At 59.0% G+C, this 17,483-nt stretch carries 23 protein-coding genes; 16 read left to right on the top strand and 7 right to left on the bottom strand.

The window, feature by feature from the left end:
* From K289_RS0128685 to K289_RS0128695, 3 genes are all read left to right on the top strand, one after another.
* Positions 1-273: an EscS/YscS/HrcS family type III secretion system export apparatus protein gene (locus tag K289_RS0128685; protein ID WP_027554651.1), complete on the top strand. Its 273-nt coding sequence runs from the start codon at positions 1-3 to the stop codon at positions 271-273.
* 264 nt (positions 274-537) lie between these two features.
* Positions 538-1,353, top strand: a complete 816-nt coding sequence (gene sctT, locus K289_RS0128690; RefSeq protein WP_027554652.1) for a type III secretion system export apparatus subunit SctT — start codon at positions 538-540, stop codon at positions 1,351-1,353.
* Entirely contained in the window at positions 1,350-2,387 is a 1,038-nt protein-coding gene (locus tag K289_RS0128695; protein WP_027554653.1) for an EscU/YscU/HrcU family type III secretion system export apparatus switch protein, read from the top strand. The genes sctT and K289_RS0128695 overlap by 4 nt, the downstream gene beginning before the upstream one ends.
* A gap of 186 nt (positions 2,388-2,573) precedes the next feature.
* On the opposite strand, the gene K289_RS49085 is transcribed toward K289_RS0128695, so the two are convergent.
* The 3 genes from K289_RS49085 to K289_RS0128710 are packed head-to-tail and all read right to left on the bottom strand — an operon-like array spanning position 2,574 to position 5,378.
* A complete protein-coding gene (locus K289_RS49085) occupies positions 2,574-3,197 on the bottom strand; it encodes a CpaD family pilus assembly lipoprotein (RefSeq protein WP_084788747.1) in 624 nt (207 codons plus the stop codon).
* A 9-nt stretch (positions 3,198-3,206) separates the two neighbouring features.
* Complete coding sequence (locus tag K289_RS0128705; protein WP_245284030.1) at positions 3,207-4,634, bottom strand: type II and III secretion system protein family protein; 1,428 nt, start codon at positions 4,632-4,634, stop codon at positions 3,207-3,209.
* Positions 4,635-4,688: 54 nt separating this feature from the next.
* Positions 4,689-5,378, bottom strand: a complete 690-nt coding sequence (locus K289_RS0128710; RefSeq protein ID WP_027554656.1) for a response regulator transcription factor — start codon at positions 5,376-5,378, stop codon at positions 4,689-4,691.
* Positions 5,379-6,185: 807 nt separating this feature from the next.
* Between K289_RS0128710 and K289_RS0128715 the strand changes: the two genes are divergently transcribed.
* Positions 6,186-6,506, top strand: coding sequence for a DUF736 domain-containing protein (locus K289_RS0128715; RefSeq protein WP_027554635.1), 321 nt, complete (start codon positions 6,186-6,188; stop codon positions 6,504-6,506).
* A gap of 274 nt (positions 6,507-6,780) precedes the next feature.
* Here K289_RS0128715 and K289_RS45440 read toward each other — a convergent pair whose 3' ends face one another.
* Positions 6,781-8,076 carry a LysR family transcriptional regulator gene (locus K289_RS45440; RefSeq protein ID WP_245284024.1) on the bottom strand — a complete coding sequence of 432 codons (1,296 nt, stop codon included), beginning with the start codon at positions 8,074-8,076 and terminating at the stop codon, positions 6,781-6,783.
* On the opposite strand from K289_RS45440, the gene K289_RS0128725 reads away from it, so the two are divergent.
* Together K289_RS0128725 and K289_RS45445 are read left to right on the top strand one after the other, a co-directional pair.
* Positions 7,975-8,988: an aromatic ring-hydroxylating dioxygenase subunit alpha gene (locus K289_RS0128725; RefSeq protein WP_245284031.1), complete on the top strand. Its 1,014-nt coding sequence runs from the start codon at positions 7,975-7,977 to the stop codon at positions 8,986-8,988. The two genes, K289_RS45440 and K289_RS0128725, sit on opposite strands and share 102 nt — an antisense overlap.
* A 9-nt stretch (positions 8,989-8,997) precedes the next feature.
* Positions 8,998-10,005, top strand: coding sequence for a PDR/VanB family oxidoreductase (locus K289_RS45445; protein WP_051310903.1), 1,008 nt, complete (start codon positions 8,998-9,000; stop codon positions 10,003-10,005).
* 87 nt (positions 10,006-10,092) lie between these two features.
* Here the strand turns inward: K289_RS45445 and K289_RS49095 are convergent, their stop codons facing one another.
* Positions 10,093-10,374 carry a helix-turn-helix domain-containing protein gene (locus tag K289_RS49095; RefSeq protein WP_084788749.1) on the bottom strand — a complete coding sequence of 94 codons (282 nt, stop codon included), beginning with the start codon at positions 10,372-10,374 and terminating at the stop codon, positions 10,093-10,095.
* Positions 10,375-10,478: 104 nt separating this feature from the next.
* Here K289_RS49095 and K289_RS49100 point away from each other — a divergent pair, with 104 nt between their 5' ends.
* From K289_RS49100 to K289_RS53130, 10 genes are all read left to right on the top strand, one after another.
* Complete coding sequence (locus K289_RS49100; RefSeq protein WP_084788750.1) at positions 10,479-10,757, top strand: DNA -binding domain-containing protein; 279 nt, start codon at positions 10,479-10,481, stop codon at positions 10,755-10,757.
* Positions 10,758-10,919: 162 nt separating this feature from the next.
* Positions 10,920-11,108, top strand: a complete 189-nt coding sequence (locus tag K289_RS52465; protein ID WP_084788762.1) for a transcriptional regulator domain-containing protein — start codon at positions 10,920-10,922, stop codon at positions 11,106-11,108.
* Positions 11,038-11,685: a DUF2285 domain-containing protein gene (locus tag K289_RS0128740; RefSeq protein ID WP_084788751.1), complete on the top strand. Its 648-nt coding sequence runs from the start codon at positions 11,038-11,040 to the stop codon at positions 11,683-11,685. Before K289_RS52465 ends, K289_RS0128740 begins: the two co-directional genes overlap by 71 nt.
* Positions 11,686-11,809: 124 nt before the next feature.
* Complete coding sequence (locus K289_RS0128745; RefSeq protein WP_027554660.1) at positions 11,810-12,088, top strand: AlpA family transcriptional regulator; 279 nt, start codon at positions 11,810-11,812, stop codon at positions 12,086-12,088.
* Positions 12,089-12,225: 137 nt separating this feature from the next.
* Entirely contained in the window at positions 12,226-12,690 is a 465-nt protein-coding gene (locus K289_RS0128750; protein WP_027554661.1) for a DUF2840 domain-containing protein, read from the top strand.
* Complete coding sequence (locus K289_RS0128755) at positions 12,690-13,196, top strand: S26 family signal peptidase (RefSeq protein ID WP_035686121.1); 507 nt, start codon at positions 12,690-12,692, stop codon at positions 13,194-13,196. Before K289_RS0128750 ends, K289_RS0128755 begins: the two co-directional genes overlap by 1 nt.
* A 450-nt stretch (positions 13,197-13,646) precedes the next feature.
* Positions 13,647-14,306 (top strand): hypothetical protein, encoded by a 660-nt coding sequence (locus tag K289_RS0128760; protein ID WP_027554663.1) that lies wholly within the window; start codon positions 13,647-13,649, stop codon positions 14,304-14,306.
* Between the two features lie 84 nt (positions 14,307-14,390).
* The gene (locus K289_RS0128765; protein ID WP_027554664.1) at positions 14,391-14,906 is read left to right on the top strand and encodes a hypothetical protein; all 516 of its coding nucleotides are present in this window, start codon (positions 14,391-14,393) and stop codon (positions 14,904-14,906) included.
* 194 nt (positions 14,907-15,100) lie between these two features.
* Positions 15,101-15,397 carry a hypothetical protein gene (locus tag K289_RS45450; RefSeq protein WP_245284025.1) on the top strand — a complete coding sequence of 99 codons (297 nt, stop codon included), beginning with the start codon at positions 15,101-15,103 and terminating at the stop codon, positions 15,395-15,397.
* Between the two features lie 116 nt (positions 15,398-15,513).
* On the top strand, positions 15,514-15,669 hold the full coding sequence (locus tag K289_RS53130; protein WP_371260864.1) for a S26 family signal peptidase: 156 nt from the start codon (positions 15,514-15,516) through the stop codon (positions 15,667-15,669).
* Positions 15,670-15,957: 288 nt separating this feature from the next.
* Here the strand turns inward: K289_RS53130 and K289_RS47875 are convergent, their stop codons facing one another.
* Positions 15,958-16,359, bottom strand: a complete 402-nt coding sequence (locus K289_RS47875) for a hypothetical protein (RefSeq protein WP_051310905.1) — start codon at positions 16,357-16,359, stop codon at positions 15,958-15,960.
* Between the two features lie 149 nt (positions 16,360-16,508).
* Positions 16,509-17,294, bottom strand: coding sequence for an outer membrane protein (locus K289_RS47880; RefSeq protein ID WP_051310907.1), 786 nt, complete (start codon positions 17,292-17,294; stop codon positions 16,509-16,511).
* Between the last annotated feature and the right edge of the window lie 189 nt (positions 17,295-17,483).

Here is a 17,483-nt window from a genome sequence, read left to right on the forward strand (position 1 = left end):
ATGGATGAAGCCAGTATCCTCACTCACTTGAGCCGATCGCTCGTTATCTTCATGATCTGGGTTCTGCCGCCGCTCGTCGCCACTCTCGTGGCCGGACTGGGAATTGGCATCATCCAGGCCGCAACGCAGCTCCAGGACCAAACGTTGCCCCTTACCGTGAAGCTTCTTGTCGTTGTCGGCGTGCTCGTTGTGTTTTCTCCGGTCCTGAGCGCCCCGCTTATCGAACAAGCCCAGCGTATCTTCGCCGAGTTCCCCACCCTCGCTGCGAATTAATAGTGTCTGGAAGGCGACCGCTGAGTGTCTGGCCGGATCGATCGATTGCAACAGATAATTCGCAGAGTGTTCCGAGTGCGGCTCAGTAGCATGTGAGTATAGAGAGCGTCGGTCCCCGCCGCAGGGGCGCAGTTTGGTCGATGCTCGTGTTGACCAGTCATGGCAATGAACCTACCGATTGTCCTCAGCCCGTTCGACGTCAAACATCACCGGACGGCCAGCGCAGCCGGCTGAATTGACCTAAGCGAGCAAGTAGCACCTCAAATGGATGGCTTGTCACCCACCGACACGCAAACTCTGATCGAGGCTGCTATCGAGTTCGTCGTTGCAGCAGGCCTTGGTTCGGCCCGGGCCCTAGGCATTATGTTGGTGCTCCCCGTATTTAAGTGGCCGCGCATTAGCGGGATGATTCGCGCAAGCTTAGCGATCGTGATCGGGCTGCCATGCCTGGCGCATATCAAGGACGGCCTGCAGACGCTACATCCGGGTACCCGTATGGTCGCCCTCCCGCTCCTTGGCCTCAAGGAGATGTTCATCGGCCTGCTGTTCGGCTTCCTACTGAGTACGCCCCTATGGAGCATCCAGGCAATTGGTGACATCATCGACACCCAGCGGGGTGTTTCAACCCAGGTAGACGATCCTGCGACACGCAGCCAAGTCTCGGCCACAGGCCTTTTTCTCGGGACGGCTGCAGTTACGATCTTCGTCGTATCTGGCGGCCTGCAGACAATGGTCACATGCCTCTATGACAGCTACCTGATCTGGCCTGTCTATCGGGTACTGCCTAAGGTGAGCCCGCAAGGGGCATTGCAATTATTAGCCCTTCTCGATCATATCATGCATACGACTTTGCTGGTCTCTGGGCCCGTGCTGGCTCTACTGGTCCTGATTGACGTATGCCTTATCTTGCTCGGGCGCTTTGCGCCGCAAATCAAGCTGAACGATCTCTCGCCGACCATCAAGAATGTCGCCTTTGGAATCATCATGGTCAGCTACACCGTCTTCCTCATTGAGTACATGGGAGCGGAGATCATCCAGTTCCGTGCCGTGCTGGAGTGGCTCGAGAAGTTCTTGAGATGAACGATTCGAGCGAAGAGAAAAAGCTTCTGCCAACTCCCAAGAAGCTACGGGATGCGCGTAAGAAAGGGCAGATTCCTCGCAGCGCCGATTTTGTGAGCGCGCTCTGCATATGCGCCGGTCTTGGCTGTCTGTGCCTCCGAGCGAGCTCGATCCAAGACGCGTGGCATGAAGCTGTACGGCTCATCGACAACCTGCAGGGGCAGCCATTCAACGGTGCAGTCCAGCAGGCGGTGGTCGGATTGATCGAACTTTCGATGGCAACCCTGATGCCAATCATCGGAGCGGCCGTGGCTGCAGCCATTCTGGCCAGTTTCTTGGCTACCGGTGGGCTGACGTTTTCCCTGGAGCCGCTGAAGCCAAGTTTTGACAAATTGAATCCCACCAAAGGGCTGAAGCGAATTCTCTCGCAGAGATCGCTTCTCGAGCTTGGTAAGTCGCTGATCAAAGTGTTCGTGCTCGGCGCGACCCTTCTTTCCACGGCAGTCGCAAGTTGGAGGGCACTGGTATACTTGCCCCTCTGCGGTTTGGGTTGTTTTGGGTTCATCTTCAAGGAGATAAAAGTTCTGGTCGAGATTGCCGCTGGCGCGTTTCTGATCGGCGGCTTCATCGATCTGCTAATCCAGCGGTGGCTATTCTTGCGTGACATGCGCATGACACAGAGCGAGGCGAAGCGCGAGTCTAAGGAACAGCAAGGAAATCCGCAGATAAAGCGTGAACACCGTCGTCTCCGCCGGGAGTCGGCGCAAGAGTCGCCGGTCGGCATACACCGTGCCACATTGGTCGTAACGGGACCTGCACTGTTGGCTGGGCTGCGTTACGTTCGTGGCGAAGCTGGAGTGCCTGTATTAGTGTGTCGCGGCGAGGGCGAGCGTGCTTCACGGTTGCTTGACCGAGCGCGCGGGCTGCATCTGAGCATTGTCGAAGATCCCATTTTGGCGCGGCAACTGATCCGAAAGGCTACGATGGGGAAGGCCGTTCCGATCGAGTATTTCGAGAGGGTTGCAAAGGCAGTCTTCGCCGCGGGCTTGGCCTAGCTCCGCGCGCAAAAGTGGCTTCGTTCAGGCCATTTAGTCAACAGACCAAACTCGCGGAACTCGGATATGCAAGCGCCGGGCTCTGAAAAGGGGGACGAAACGTAGCTCCTATTGCGGCTCGTTCGCTCCGCGGCATCGTCATTGGGCAGTTTTATGGGCTAGCACTGCTCGGGCTTCATGTCCCCCTCATTGGGTTTCTGGCTTGTGAGCATCATCTTGCAAGTTGCTTTTGCCGGCCGGCGGGAGGCTGCCGCGTGCGCTAAGGGGAAGCACCGCACGATCACCGCTGGTTGGCATGACAGCGTTATTGCCCACCAAGTCGAGGGGATCGTTGACCATCGCTGCGAGATTATTTCGGATCGAGCAGCCAAGCGTTGGATTGAAGGAATTGTCGTCTACTGAAGGGCCAACGATCGGAACGGATGGACAGAGGGGAGGACGTGCTTCGTAGACAATCGCCTCGATGCGAACCCCGAAATGCGCAGGTAGACCGGCTGAGAAAGCGAACAGACGTATATTGTAGGGGGCAACGCCCATCGCACGGGCCTCATGGGCCACCTGCGCCATGAGCCGGGGTGAGCCGGAGACTTTCAGATGGAGTGCATCCCGCCGACCGTGACTTGCATACGCGATGAAATCCCGAAGACGATACGTCTCGGTCCGACGAAGGCTCTGTAGTAGCAACACACTGGTCTTCTGCTCCACTTTGACCACTTGTTCAGCTGGCCCAGAATAGATCGGAGCACTATTTGTGCATCCTACTACACTTGCCGCAATAGCGATCAAGGGGCACAGATGTCGAAAGGTCATTCGTGGTCCTCATTCGATGATAAAGCCGGTTCCCTCTGTCCCGCCTGGGTCAGGCTTGCGCGGAGAGCTGCGGCTTTGCGGCGAACTTGCCAGCGTGTTCGTCAAAGTGCGCCCCGCGTCTGAGGGCGGTCGGATTCTGTCAGTGGGCGCGCTCATCTTGCCGGCGGTCGATGCCGGTCGCACGATGTATGGAGTGACAACAATGACCAACTCCGTCTCCTGCTTCTGAAATGAGGAGGAGCGAAACAGCGCACCTAGGATCGGCACATCGGCCAACCCAGGAAACGTGCTAATGTCAGTGTTGAAATTGCGCCCGATGAGCCCTCCAATTGCAAAGCTTTGACCGCTGGCAAGCTCGACGACAGTACTGGCACGACGCGTGGAAAGACCAGGTAGAGACATTCCGTTGACGTTGACTTGACCTTCTTTCGATAGCTCGCTGACCTCGGGCTTCACGCGGATATTGATCTGATTGTTACTGAGAACGGTCGGGACGAACTCCAAGCTGATTCCGAATTGACGGAATTGGACAGAGACTTGCCGATTGTCCTGCATAACCGGAATTGGAAATTCGCCGCCTGCCAGAAAACTTGCTGATTCGCCTGACATGGCGGTAAGATTTGGTTCAGCCAGTACTGACGCGAGGTGCTCGTTGGCGAGTGCGTCAAGAACAGCACTGACGTTCGCCGCGTTAACGCCAAATCCAATACTTGCCGTCCCGCCGCCGCCACTCGCGCCGGAACCACCAGCTTTGCCACTGTTAAACCCAAAAACGACAGCACCGTTTTGACCCGAGGCAGAGAGGCTGATACCAAGCTCCTTCATGGCGGTCCGCGAGACCTCGGCCACCCGCACGCTCAGATTAACCTGTAATGAGCCGGCCACCTGGATCTTGTTGACGACCAGCGCGCCCGCGCCGAGAAATTGCTCGGTGATCGTCTTGGCGTGATCGACGACTTCGGCGTTGGGCGCTGTCCCGCTAAGAATGGCGCCGCGTGGCGTATAGGTGACTTGGATCGGATAGTCCCCGATCTCGGCCTTCAGCGCGGCACGTAGATCCTCGACAGGTTGGGTAACGACAACACGAAGCTCGGCTAACGCCTCGCCATTGTCGTTCAAAGCGAACAAGCTGGTCCGTCCCGACTTTTTTCCGAAGACGAAGATGGTCGTATTCGACGGCGCCTGATAGTCGGCGATCGTCGGGTCGGCAACAAAGATGCTGGCCGCCGCCGCCGGGAGATGAACGGTCTTGCCCTGAGAGGAGGTAAGATTCAAAGTTCCGTTAAGGCTGCCAGGAGTCGCGCGCGGCGCCCCCTGACTGGCGTCACGCTTTATCTGAGCTGCGGCAGTGAGAGGAAATACAAGAGCGACGGTGCACAGGGCATATAGAATGCGGAGCAGAATGTCGGACGTGACGGCGCCCGAGCGTCTGTCAATGCTACGGCTACGGGTGAATTTCAAGTTAGCTGCTTCGTTTTGAAGTGTGACCGGTTAAGCAGCGGATGCTGCGCTCGTTAGTTCAAGCGCGTAGCCTACGCCGCGAGCGGTTTTGATCCGTAGTGTCGCACCCGACTGGCTCAAATGTGCGCGTAAGCGATAGATCCCGACCTCTAAGGCGTTAGTCGAGACTTCGGCGTCAAACGCATAGAGGCCTTCCTCGAGTGACACTCGCGGCACGGTGCGGCCTGCTCGGCTGAGCAGATGTTCAAGAATGCAGACTTCGCGGCGCGCAATCCTTAATGGTCGGCCGCCAACTGAGACTTGCCGGCCGATAGGATCGAAATGTAGATTGCCGAAGGTAACGACCGGTGCCGTCATTTGCGTCGATCGCCGCAAAATGGCGCGCATGCGAGCGATCAGCTCATCCATAGACACCGGCTTAGGCAGGAAGTCGTCCGCACCACCGTTGAAGATCGCAATCCGCGTGGCGACATCGTTCAGGCTGCTCATCATCATGGCCGGCATCGAACATCCCTCGCGCCTCAACTGCTTCAGGCAGTCCAAGCCATTTCCATCCGGCAAAATTAATTCCAGCAAGAGTATGTGATAGCTCGCGCAACCTAGAGCAGTCTCCGCTTCGTCAAGAGTTTGGATCAGATCAACGGCAAAGCCGCGAACCAGTAGGGCTTCCTTTACAGCGCGCGCAAAAGCCGCATCACGATCAACCACGAGGACTCGCATTTCATCGCCTATCGTACATCTAGGTCAAGACCCGAGCGCATTAGGGTCGACGAAGAGGTCTGGCGATCCAGCACGCGCTAGAGCTGGTCAAACTGGCCAGTAACTGACTGAAGAGAGAATCGATTCGCACGACATTCCTGGATACTCCTCCTACGAACGGGAATGACTTATGGACCTTCAGACAAAATCGGCAAAATCGATTCTTTTTAAGTAATCCATTCACGTGACGAATAGATCGTAGGCGATCCGTCCTCGCCTTCCTCGTCAAACAGGTTCGGGAAAGTTCGGCAGGTTGAACAAGTTGAACACGGCCTCACGGTGACTGCGAGAAGTAGCCGCCGCCTCTTCGGAGTGCTTCGAGCCAGCGGCGCCCATTCCAGTCTGGTCCACATGGCTTGGTGGTGCGGTCCGCCGCTCTTGATCGTTCTTTCGTGGACGATACCGCCCTTTGCGGCAGATCGTTTCGCTTTCTGCGCCCAAGCATTCCGACCTCTTGTGCAGCTCAACCGAGATTCGCCAAGTCTTCTCCCGAGATTGCGGTTCAGCACGCGGACGCACGTGGCCTCTTTGATGGCTTGATCTGGCCGAAGACCGGCTTCGCCTCGATCGTCTGAGCCGCAACGCCGTTGATGCGACTTTCTTCCCCTGGGCTTACGCCCATTCCTCGCGAGGCAAGAAAGTCGCCACAACGGCGTCCTCCGCTGCGCTCCGGCCCTTGAAGCGGGTGCGTCGCCGATCGTCCTCGGCCTGTCCATCGCCATCGAGGCCGCGGTGGTCGCGGGCTCGAAACACAACAGGAGAAGTGACATGGCTAACATCGGTTCTTTCAAGAAGGTCGGAAGCGATTTTCAGGGCGAGATCATCACCCTGAGCCTGCAAGCAAGGGGCGTCCGCATCGTCGCCGAGACCAACCGCACCAGCGACAACGCTCCGAGCTACCGCGTCTATGTGGGCCGGGCCGAGATCGGGGCGGCCTGGTCGAAGCGCTCGGAAGAGGGCCGCGATTACCTCTCGCTCAAGCTCGACGATCCCTCCTTCACCGCGCCGATCTACGCCAACCTGTTCGACGATGAAGGCGGCGAGGGCTACACCCTGCTCTGGTCGCGGCCGCGCAGGAATGGCGAGTAAGCGTCGCTCCGCAGCGCCCCGCCCGATCACTCGGGCGGGGCGCTTCTGCTCCAGTCGCGAGCAAAGTGAGCCACTGGGGTCCGCTCCTTCCCATCGGCACAGCCCGACGACCTGAACTCGTCCGACCGCAACCGGCGAAGCGGCCTCGTCCCAGCGGCTTGCCCGAGGCTGACCCATGGTGAGGGGCTGTCGGCAAGCCGCCGGATAGATAAAGCTCACGAGATCAAGGAAGTCCGGGAAGGATCCGACCCCCCCTGTGCCGCCGGCGGGAGAGTCACGCTCTGGCCTTGGCGCTGCCCCGCTTGCGCCCGGGCGCTGCGGCGGGAGCCGCCTTGTACGGCAGCGTGACGGCAAGGGCGGCCATAAGTTGCCGCAGCCAGCGATGAGCGGCGGAATGATGCGTCCGAGACGTCCAGGTCATGCCGATTTGAAACGGCTCCGGAAACGGACACGCTCTGGCCACGACGGATTTGGCGATGTTTGGTGCGATGCGGCTTGGCACCGTCGACACCAGATCCGTGCCGGGGAGAATGTGCGCAAGATCGGAGATGCTCGGTATTGCGACCACCTGGTTGAGCGAGAGGCCGCGTTCATCGAGCCCTCTGAGATAGCCTGACCGCCAGATGCCGCCATAGGTGACGACCGCGTGACTTGCTTTGACATAGTCATCGACGCGCAGCCGCCTGCCGGCAAGTAAATGGCTTTTGTGCATCACGCACACATAGTGATCGTCCAAGAGATGACGATGATAGAAGCTCTCCTCCCGCACATCATAGGGGCCAAGGAGCAGATCGGCTTCGCCCCGTTTGAGGTGCGCGACGCCCTCGGCGCCCGCCGTCCTGATATCTAGGACCAGTCGTGGCGCCCGCCGCCTGACCTCGGCAATGGCGCGCGGCAGAATGATCGATCGTTCGTAATAGTTGCAGGCGATCGTAACCCGCCCCGATGCGCTTGCCGGATCGAAATCCACAGGCTGCACGAGACCTTCGAAGGCTTCGAGCAGACGGCCGGCACAGGCGACGATCTCGGCGCAACGTGGCGTCGGCGCGATGCCGCCGCGCTGGCGCACGAACAGCTTGTCATGGAACGCGGCGCGCAGCCGGTCCATCGCGTAGCTGATCGTCGATTGATTGGTGCCGAGCGCCTCGGCAGCCTTCGAAAACGAGCCAAGTTCCGACACAAGGCGCAGAATCCGGATCGCGGCAAAATCAATCGCGAACGGATCCCAATCCTTTGCCATCTCTTCAGATCCCCCGCGTAAAAGCTGCAACACCAGATCGAAAATGTAGATAGCGAATATCAGCTCTGTCCAATTGTCCGATAAGCATTGCCAATGCAATCTGCTCGAAAATGGGAGGCAAGACGGCAAGTCTGCGACGATCGACCAGGCGATGGAGATAAGCTCCCCATGAACGCACCAACTTCTTTTCCGCTTAACGCCTGGTACGCAGCCGCATGGTGCCACGAGATCGGGCGCGAGCTTTCGGCGCGTACCATCTGCGGCAAGAACGTTGTGCTGTACCGCCGCACTGATGACGTCGTTTCCGCGCTGGAGGATGCCTGCTGGCACCGGCTGTTGCCGTTGTCGCTCGGGCATCTCAGGGGTGACGAGGTCATGTGCGGCTATCACGGGCTGGTCTTCAATTCGGCCGGACGCTGCTCCTACATGCCGGCGCAGAAGACCATCAATCCGTCGGCCTGCGTCCGCGCCTATCCCGTCGCCGAGCGGCATCGCCTGGTCTGGCTGTGGCCGGGCGATCCAGCACTGGCAGACCCTGCCAAGATTCCGGATTTTCACTGGAACGACGGTACGCAATGGGTCGGCGAGGGCGGGACGTTCTATCAGCTGAAATGCAACTATCGCCTGGTGATCGACAATCTCATGGACCTCACGCACGAGACCTACGTGCACGCCGGCAGCATCGGCGACGAGGCGATCACGGCCGCGCCTTTCGAGGTGACCCATACCGGCGACACGGCGACGATGACGCGCTGGATGATCGACATCGAGCCGCCGCCCTTCTGGGCGCGCCAGCTCGGCCAGCCAGGCCGTGTCGATCGCTGGCAGATCGTGACGTTCCGAGCGCCATCGGTCGTCGTCGGCGATGTCGGCGTGGCGTTGACAAATACAGGCGCGCCGCAAGGCGATCGCTCGCATGGCGTCAACGGGGCGTTCCTGGCGGCGATTACCCCCGAGACCGAGGCGACCTGCCACTATTTCTGGAACTTCGTCCGAAACTATCGCACAAACGATGCGCAGCTCACGAGAGAGCTCCAACTCGCTCACGTCAATGGCGGGGCAGGCGTCTACGATCAGGATCATCGGGTCCTGGAAGCGCAGCAGGCCGCCATCGACAAGTACCCGCGTTCGCCCTTCTACGATCTCAACATCGACGCGGGCGCGCTCTGGGCACGACGGTTGATCGACCGGATGCTGACCGACGAACATGCCCGTGTGATGGCAAACCTTGCCGCCGAGTGAGCTGAAGTCATGGCCAAGCCGATCGAATGGTTTAGCGCACGCCTTCACGCCACGCGCGAGCTTACGCCTGACGTCCGTCTCTTCGAGATCGCGCCGGAGCGCCCGCTCGCCAAGGCAACGCCGGGCAGCCACATCGACGTTCTCGCTCCCATCGACGGCCGGTTGCGGTTTCGCAGCTATTCGTTGGTCGGATCTTGCGCGGACGGGCTCTATCGCATCGCGGTCAAGCGCCTCGCATCTAGCCGAGGCGGATCTTTGGGCATGTGGCGCCTCAAGACGAGTGAACAGCTCACGATCTCGCAGCCGCGCAACAACTTCGAACTAAGCTACGGCCGGCCAGAATATTTGCTGATCGCCGGTGGTATTGGAATCACGCCGATCTACACGATGGCCCTGGCGCTGAAGCAGGCAGACGCGAATTTTCGTCTGCTCTACGCCGCGCGCAGCCGACGCGACCTGGCGTTCGCGGACGAGCTTGCCAGCCACATCGGTGAACGGCTTCAGCTCTTCGTTAGTGAAGAGGGACAGCGCATCGATCTTGCCGGCGAGATCGCCCAACTCGACCGGCGTGGCGAGCTCTATGTGTGCGGCCCTTTCGGCATGTTAGACACAGCCAAGCGCCTCTGGCGCGAAGGGGGCAGGCCCGCGGCGCTCCTGCGCTACGAGACGTTTGGCAATGCCGGCAGCTTTGCAGATGCGCCCTTCACGATCAGGATTCCCCGACTAGGCCTGGAAATCGACGTCCCCGCCAACCGGTCGATGCTGGAGGCACTTGAAGATGCCGGCGTCGACATGATCTTCGGTTGCCGGCGCGGAGAATGTGGCCTGTGCGTCCTGCCTATCCTGGAGACGTCGGCCCGGGTCGATCATCGGGACGTGTTCTTCAGCAGTGAGGAGCGGGCGACCAATGGCAAGCTTTGCACCTGCGTGTCGCGAGCGGCGAGTGGCTGCCTCGTTGTTGATACGCCCGATCGAATGCCATCTCCGGCTCATTCTTCCGCCGGTGCTGGGATTTGAGCAACGCTACCGTCGTCCGTGCTCATTTGAAGGATCGAGCTGAAGTGTTTTCCCGTGCCATTCCTTCCCAAGTGCCAAAGCAGCTCGCTACTTCTTCTGACGGCGTGGATGCACCGGCTTACGACCTTTCGGCAAAGGTTTGGGCGTCGTCGCTCCTTTCGGCGGCTGAACAAAAAATTCTGATAAATGGACGCCCAGTGTCTCCGCCAGTCGGTCGAGGAGATCGATTGTCGGATTCTCTGCTTGCCGCTCAAGGCCACTCATATATGAGCGGTCAATCCCGGCGTCGTAAGCCAGTTGCTCTTGTGGAACACCATGATCGACGCGGATCCGCCGCACATTCCAAGCCACAAGCGCACGAGCCTTCATGCGCTAAAGCAGCCATTCGGCGGGCCATCAAACCACTGGCTATAACCGAACTATTGCGGTAACTTCCTTCATCTGCAGATTAGCGAAATCCACGCGTAGCCTACATGAAAAAGCCGGCGTCAGATCCAGACGTAGCTGATGTCGCGCCGAGTGAATCGGTGCTGACGACTTATGACGAGCAGCATCTGGTGACCTATTGGCGTCTCCTCGACGCTGAAGCTGACGGCGCCTTCTGGGAAGAGGTTGCTCGGATCGTGTTGCATATCGATCCGGATCGCGAACCTGAACGCGCCCGGGCTGCATTTGACAGTCATTTGGCGCGGGCGAAGTGGATGGCAGACCATGGGTATCGCCACCTGCTCCGTGGCGCCCCTCCCAAGTAGGGAGAATGTGTCGCCTACGCCTTTTAATTGAGAATAGATTTCTATCGGAAGCAACGTGATCGGATATCTGGATCACGTGATGCACAATTGCTGACTACCCTCACAACCGGCGGCTTTATAGACATTGAGCCGCAATCGTTGTTAACGGAGGGAATCACAGCAGTGTCTGATTTCGACTGGCGCTCACCGGAGACCTACCAGCGGGCGAAGGCTGGAGACATCACCGATTTCGCTTGGGAATGCCTCCGTCGCAGTCCCGCCTATCAAGCAGACTACCGGGATGCTTTGTCGAAAGACGGACAAGCGACGCCTGAATTTCGGAGGAGATGGGGCGTCTGCTTTCGCTCATGACCCGCAAGGGTCCTTTCATCAGCAGACGATCTTCTGGGCACCCGAGGCCTTGCCATCGGTGCTACCTGTCGCTCGAGCTTCCGGCTCGGACAGCGCTGCTTTAACTCTGGTTCTTGCCGATCTTGCGTCAGGCGATATCAGACAGGCGAGCGACGGCTGGCATGCCGTATTGCGCATTGACGGAGTGCAACATCATCTGTGGTTCAGAGAGGAACCGCAGTGCGCTACGTGCTATGCAATCGAACTGCCGCTTGATGCGGATTTTGAGGCCCGAGTCCACGCCTCGTATCGATTATGGCACGCAATCAACGGCCGGCCGCCAGGCCCGCCGTTCCAACCGTTCTCGCCACAGCGGCGCGAGCGGCTGAGGCTTGTCCTGCGGGCGCTCGATGGCCATAGGAGCGGAGCATCCTACCGGGTCATCGCGGAAGTGCTGTTCGGCCGAATACGCATTTCTGAGCGCGCCTGGAAGACTCACGAGTTGCGCAGCCGGACGATCCGCCTCGTCCAGGCTGGCTTGGCCTTGATCCGCGGCGGCTATCAAGCGTTGCTCCGCCCGCCATCCCGCAAGGACTAGAGTAGGGGGGCCGAAAATCACCTCCGCATCTTCGGCATCCCCCCAAGCGCTCCTACTCCGCCATCGTGTCCGTCGACTCGCGACAATACTCGGTCGCGCTCGAGACGACGACGGAGCTTCTCACATGTCCGATCCGAAGGCGGATTCGCCGCCGCGATACCTGCGTACATCCGAAGCGGCACGCTTCTTGAGTTTGTCTGGTCGTACATTGGAGAAACATCGAACATACGGCACCGGTCCGGAATATCACAAGATCGGCGGACGCGTCGTCTATTCAGTCGCGGACCTGATCGCGTGGGCCAAACTTGGCAAAAAGAAATCGACGTCCGACCCTGGTGTCGGCACCGTCCTGCCTGCCAAGCGCCACGCGCCCATTCCGTATGCGGGCAAGGAGCGACGCTGATCCATGTCGGACGGAAAAACCTCTCGTCATGGCGGGTGTCAGTTCGCGCGCGGTCAGCGGCCTCTACTTTCTCCTCTTTCCGGGCGATCTTGCCTCGCCCGATCGGCAAGATCTTTCAGCGTTTGCGGAGCCTCCAGGTGAGCGATCTCACAACGGTGGAGCTCTTGTGGCTCGAAGGGCGTATTGAGAACCGGATTCGGTTCGGCCAGCCCGTCTCCGAGAAGATCATCGATGGCCAGCGTCGCGTTCTTTCCTTCGCGAGCGGCAGCATTTTTGCGTTCGTGCGCTGGACATCCAATGACTTCGGAACCGTCCTGTCTCGCGTCGATATTTTGCGCGCCGTCGCCGCAGGCCAGCGATACTCAACCGTCCCTTGCGTCAGTCCGGGCGGTGAGAGCCTGCTGCGATTGTCCGGGTGGCAGAAGGTCGAGCGCGTTCTGCAATTCGTCGATGCCGTGGAAGCCCTTGATATCAATCCTGCCGATGCAGCGCCCGATTACTGGCATCACGTTCACAACCGTCTCTCTGTCAACGAAACCCCGCGACCCTACACCCGCGCGCGCCATCAGGCATGGCTCCTCCGCAGAAGACGAGGTCTTTGATGGGACGGCTGACGATCATCCTTGCTATGTGCGGATCGACAGCTCTCGCGCTCTCCCCGGTCGGAGACACGCCGCCGTCATACATCTGGAACGCCTCGGCGAGCGTTCCGATCGGCCTCTATCGCCTGCAACCGGCGCGGCGATTGACGGTCACTGAGCTCGTCGCCGTTCGGCCGCCCGAGCCGCTTGCGAGCTTCCTGGACCTGAATGGCTATCTGCCAATCGGTGTTCCCATGCTCAAGCGCGTCCTGGCACTGCCTGGGCAAACCGTCTGCAGAAATGGTCGCGTCATATCCGTCGACGGCATAGAGATGGGGCAGGCGCAGGAGCGCGATGGGCGCGGTCGACCATTGCCGGTCTGGATTGGGTGCCGTGTGGTAGGGGCGGACGAAGTCTTTCTCATGAACTGGAATTCGGCCGACTCGTTCGATGGCCGTTACTTTGGGCCAATTCCGGCATCTGCCGTCATTGGACAAGCGCTACCCGTTTGGACAGAGGAAGAATGACTTTGCTCTGCCAGCCTCCTGGACATTCATCCGCCGTCCTATCGATGTCAGTACCATTCCTCCGTTCCGGCCGGATTTATGAACGCGGCTGCTTGGGCAGCTTGATGAGGCAGAACAAATTCGGTCTCGTCTCCTCGTCGTGTCCCGCAACCGTCAGCGGAGCGCGCCTTGAATTGCGGTCAATCTGCTTCGTGCGTCCGGTTCGCTATGCCACCGCCGCGGGACCTTCCTTCCGATGGGAACATGGTTTATCGATAAGCTTGCAGCAAGCATTTGAGTTTTGGCGGGGCGGTTCTGGTTCATAGCCTGTGGATGCCTTGGAATGATAGACATGACCGCGCAGCCTCCTGAAGCGCGCATCACTCCCTACGACGATGTTGTTAATGCCTACAACCTGACATCCTGAAGGAGATAGGTGATTGGTCGCTGCACAGTACTGGTGACCTCGTTATGACCAGGGATGGCGATATTCAACATGGGGACATCGCCTACAACGGTTTATTCCGGCTCGTGCAGATGTGGCGTTACAGCGAGCCCCACCTTCGCTACCTGTTTGCGACCATGGGCGGTATGCTGTCCCAGCGCAACGCGCTTGATGACGCCCTAAACGCCGTGGGGGATAACGTGCATGAGGAAATGATGCGTGGGCATGGGATGCCTTCTAGCGCGTTTGGCGAAGCCTTGCACGATGTGCTGGATCGACAGGCTGCAGCGGTCTTCGGCGCGGGTATCTATGCCGGTTCGCTGATGCTGATGCTAAGCACCGTACTTCTTCGCCTTAAGGACGATATCCAAGGGAAAGAGCAATGGACCACGGTGAGGCCGTTCTTCAACGGTCATTCCGTTGGGGCGATCATTGAAGCTGGCGCGAATGGCTTTCGGCACGCAGATGAGTGGGCCAAAACTCGACCGCCGACGACGCAACAGAAACGATCTCAGGACATTATAGAAGCAGCGCTATACGGGCGGCCTCCGCCCGACGACAGCAGTCCAGGAGCGTGTGTGGAACTTCTGGCCGTGCTTGGTGGCGGTACCTTTGAAGGCCTAGCCTCGAATGTATTTGCGTTCGCGCACAATCTAGCGACCGAGGCTCGCGCGAAGGTTCCATAGCCAAGCCCACAGATGGCTGGAGACGGAATCACTTTGCTTCGGCTAAACGAACCACGTTACCGAGAACCCGCATTGGAGGGGCGAATGGCGCTGAGCGAACGAATGAAGGTCTTGCAGGATGCGATGTCCCTGTACAGTGACATGACGGTCAAGAACTTCCAAACCATCCACGCGCTTGGCGATGCTGTTGTTCAACATCTGCCGATCTATCTAGGTGAAGGATCACAAGTATGGGGTGTTCCGCCTACGGGGGAGTATCGAACCGACGCAGGCGACTACAGGGATGCGGAGTTCAGCACCTACCATGAAGGCACGCTGACCTTGGCTCCCATCCAGATGGGTGTCGCTGTCGGAATCCCACATACGAAGGACGAAGGAAAGTTCTGGCCTCGCGTCGTTCTGGAGTTCGAGATGATCGGGAACGCCATAACGATCAGGATAGGCGATAGCCCGCGAGCAGTACGAAGCATCCCGCTCGAATTCGACAAGCAGGACATAGAGCAGATTTGCGAAGGGATGCACGAGTACATCCGGTCTGTGTTGGAGAACCCTGTCAAGGTCGCGACGGCGGTGGGCAAGGACAAGTTGGGCTTCATCTAGAGCCGATGCGCCCGTAGTTGAACTGCAATAGCATGCATACCACAGCTTCCTTGTGGGCCTCCGATGCGTGTACAGCCTCGGAGATGTGAACCCGAGCTGAACGTCGGACATCCGACTGCAGCTCAAATAGGACAAATTCCGGCGCATATTGGCCGATTAACGCCGATAATCGTCATGACTGCAGTGCTACTATAGTGGCCGCCATTCAGGCGGGGGACTGGATGCTCAACTCTTTTCGCAACGTGGCTATGCTGCTCACGTTCTTGATGATCGCCGGCAGCAACCTTTTTTTCGACTTCATCAATAGCTATGTGGCGTGCGGACTTGCGCTGGTAGCCGCATTTCTTGCAAGACTCGCTATAGAGTGGGTTTTCATCGAGCGCGCCTACCGCGAGATGATGCGGCTCCACGGGGCCGACTGGCAGACAACCGCCGGCAAGCGCGTGCAATCTGCCGCCGCGGCAGCAAAGGCAAGCGACTCGCGGAAGTGAGCGAAATTCTTCTGTAGCTCAAGGAGTTCCTGGCGCTTCCTAGGCGGAGCGTCCGCAGAAATGGGCACACAATCTCGATCGATGACATCGAGACAGCGCGACGGACGGGGCAGCTTATTGTTAGATGGGAGTGCGGCCGCCTCATAAGCGAGGGCCAACTCTTTCGAATGAACCGGCAGTCTAGCGACTCCTTAGACCCTCGATACTTTGGAATTCTGCTCGCGTCGGCTGTCATTGGCCGCGCTTTCCCGGTGTGGAGTTGGGAGGATTGATTGTGCGCGTTTCAGGTATTGTTTGCCGCCGGGTAGTGCTTGTCCAACGAACACCGCTGTTCGATCGATGGCAATACCCTTCCTCCGTTCCGGCAAGATCTGTGTAATGATCGCGCGTGCCGACCAAACTGCCGCCAGATGCGGATCCTGAGGCGGCGCGCACGTGTCACATCGGCTGCGAGGTGCAATCTACAGCCTTCCAAGCTCCGGTTTGTCTACCGTCGCCGAGGCAGCGGGGTCGACTGAGTCGCAGGACTGCAGGGCAGGCGGGCTCGCGAACGAGCATCCTCACTCAAGCTTGTAGGAGGCCTGGAAGAAAGTGCCCCAGCGTTCCATGCTAAATTTGGCACGCATATCCCCGTTGGCAATGCTGTTCACGCTCTCCCGGCCAAATCTTGAAGTCCACATGCTCCAATAACGGCCGCCGACGCCGATGCTAAAGTTGTTGGTAAGGAAGTACGACAAGACGCCTTCTATTTGGACCCCGGCACCGCCACTCCCACGCTGATCGGTGAACATCGTCTCATCGCGCAGCAGATGATAGTCCCGACCCTGGAAATTCGTCCAAGCGACGTAGGCAACATCGGCGCTGGCGCGCCATCGATCGAGCAATATGGTCTCGGCGCTAACACCGATCCGCAGCGCATTCCAATCGGTGTCTTGGCTGCCGATGACCCTGTCGCTCGTCACCCGGCCCGGGAGATAGGCGGAGCGATCTGCACCAATCCCGTCGAGTCAGATGTCCGTCGGTAGTGGCTCCAGCCGATGAATCCTCCGATCTTATAGGTGCTGCTGCGCAGGAAGTCATACCCGGCATCGGCCGTATAGTACGTGAATCTTCAGTTCGCCTGACCTGATGGGAAGTTGGTATAAGCGATGCGATCGCCCATCCAGACGGGAGGGCCCAGGCCCCAATCTTCATTGTTGATAGCACCGCTGTTGAAGCGTCCGAATCCAATATTTCCCTTCAGGAAGATCCCCCAAGGACTGTCAACCCGTTCGAACAACTCACCGGAAATTCCATCCAGTCTGTGATAGATGAGTCTTGATACAAGCTCGGTTGGATCCTGGACATTCGGGGAATGGTCCCACTGAAATCTTGCTCGGCTCAGCCAGAGCCGTGTGCCGCTTTCCAGCGACCACCCTTCGGTGAAGGCAATCGGCGGCGCGCGGCGAGTAGGCTTTGTTGCATAGAACGAAGCCTCGGATCGTGGCGCATTTGGGTCGGCATCGAGATGGTAGTTCAGACCCAGCTTACCGATATGGTAGCTGCTGGACAGGCTGGTGCCGTTTGCCGGGATCGTGGCGAACGGCGGAAACTGCAAGGTCGGAGGCGTCCGCACACTCGGTCCGCCGAACCTCAGATAGTCGTACTCGAGCGTGATCGACCATGCCGGCGTGAGCGCTTGCTCAACGCCGGCGCCGATCGTGCCTCCGATACGACCATAGTCGAAATGGGTAGCCCCCTGTGGTGCCTGACCAACGCGAGTAAGTCGCGGAATCGTCCCTGCGTTGGAGATTCGACGCCCTAGTGTCATGCATCTCGTCGGGTTGACTTTGCTTCGCCCGGTTCGAGGCCGCAAGAACAGCCGCTCGGCCGCTTGGCAGCAGATCTGATCGTTCATGGTAGGTCGCACAACGACACGATCGCGGGCCTTGGCTAACAGAACTTCTGCGGCACGCAGGCGGTTCCTCCCTTGACGGGCGGCAATTATCTGGCATTGCCCCGCGCATCATCCGGCAACGATTAGCGCAGGGGGAGCGAAACTTATCTCCGCGCCTTCGGCATCCCCCCAGCCGATTTGACGCGCCAT

The organism is Bradyrhizobium sp. Cp5.3 (assembly GCF_000426265.1).
GTDB lineage: Bacteria > Pseudomonadota > Alphaproteobacteria > Rhizobiales > Xanthobacteraceae > Bradyrhizobium > Bradyrhizobium neotropicale.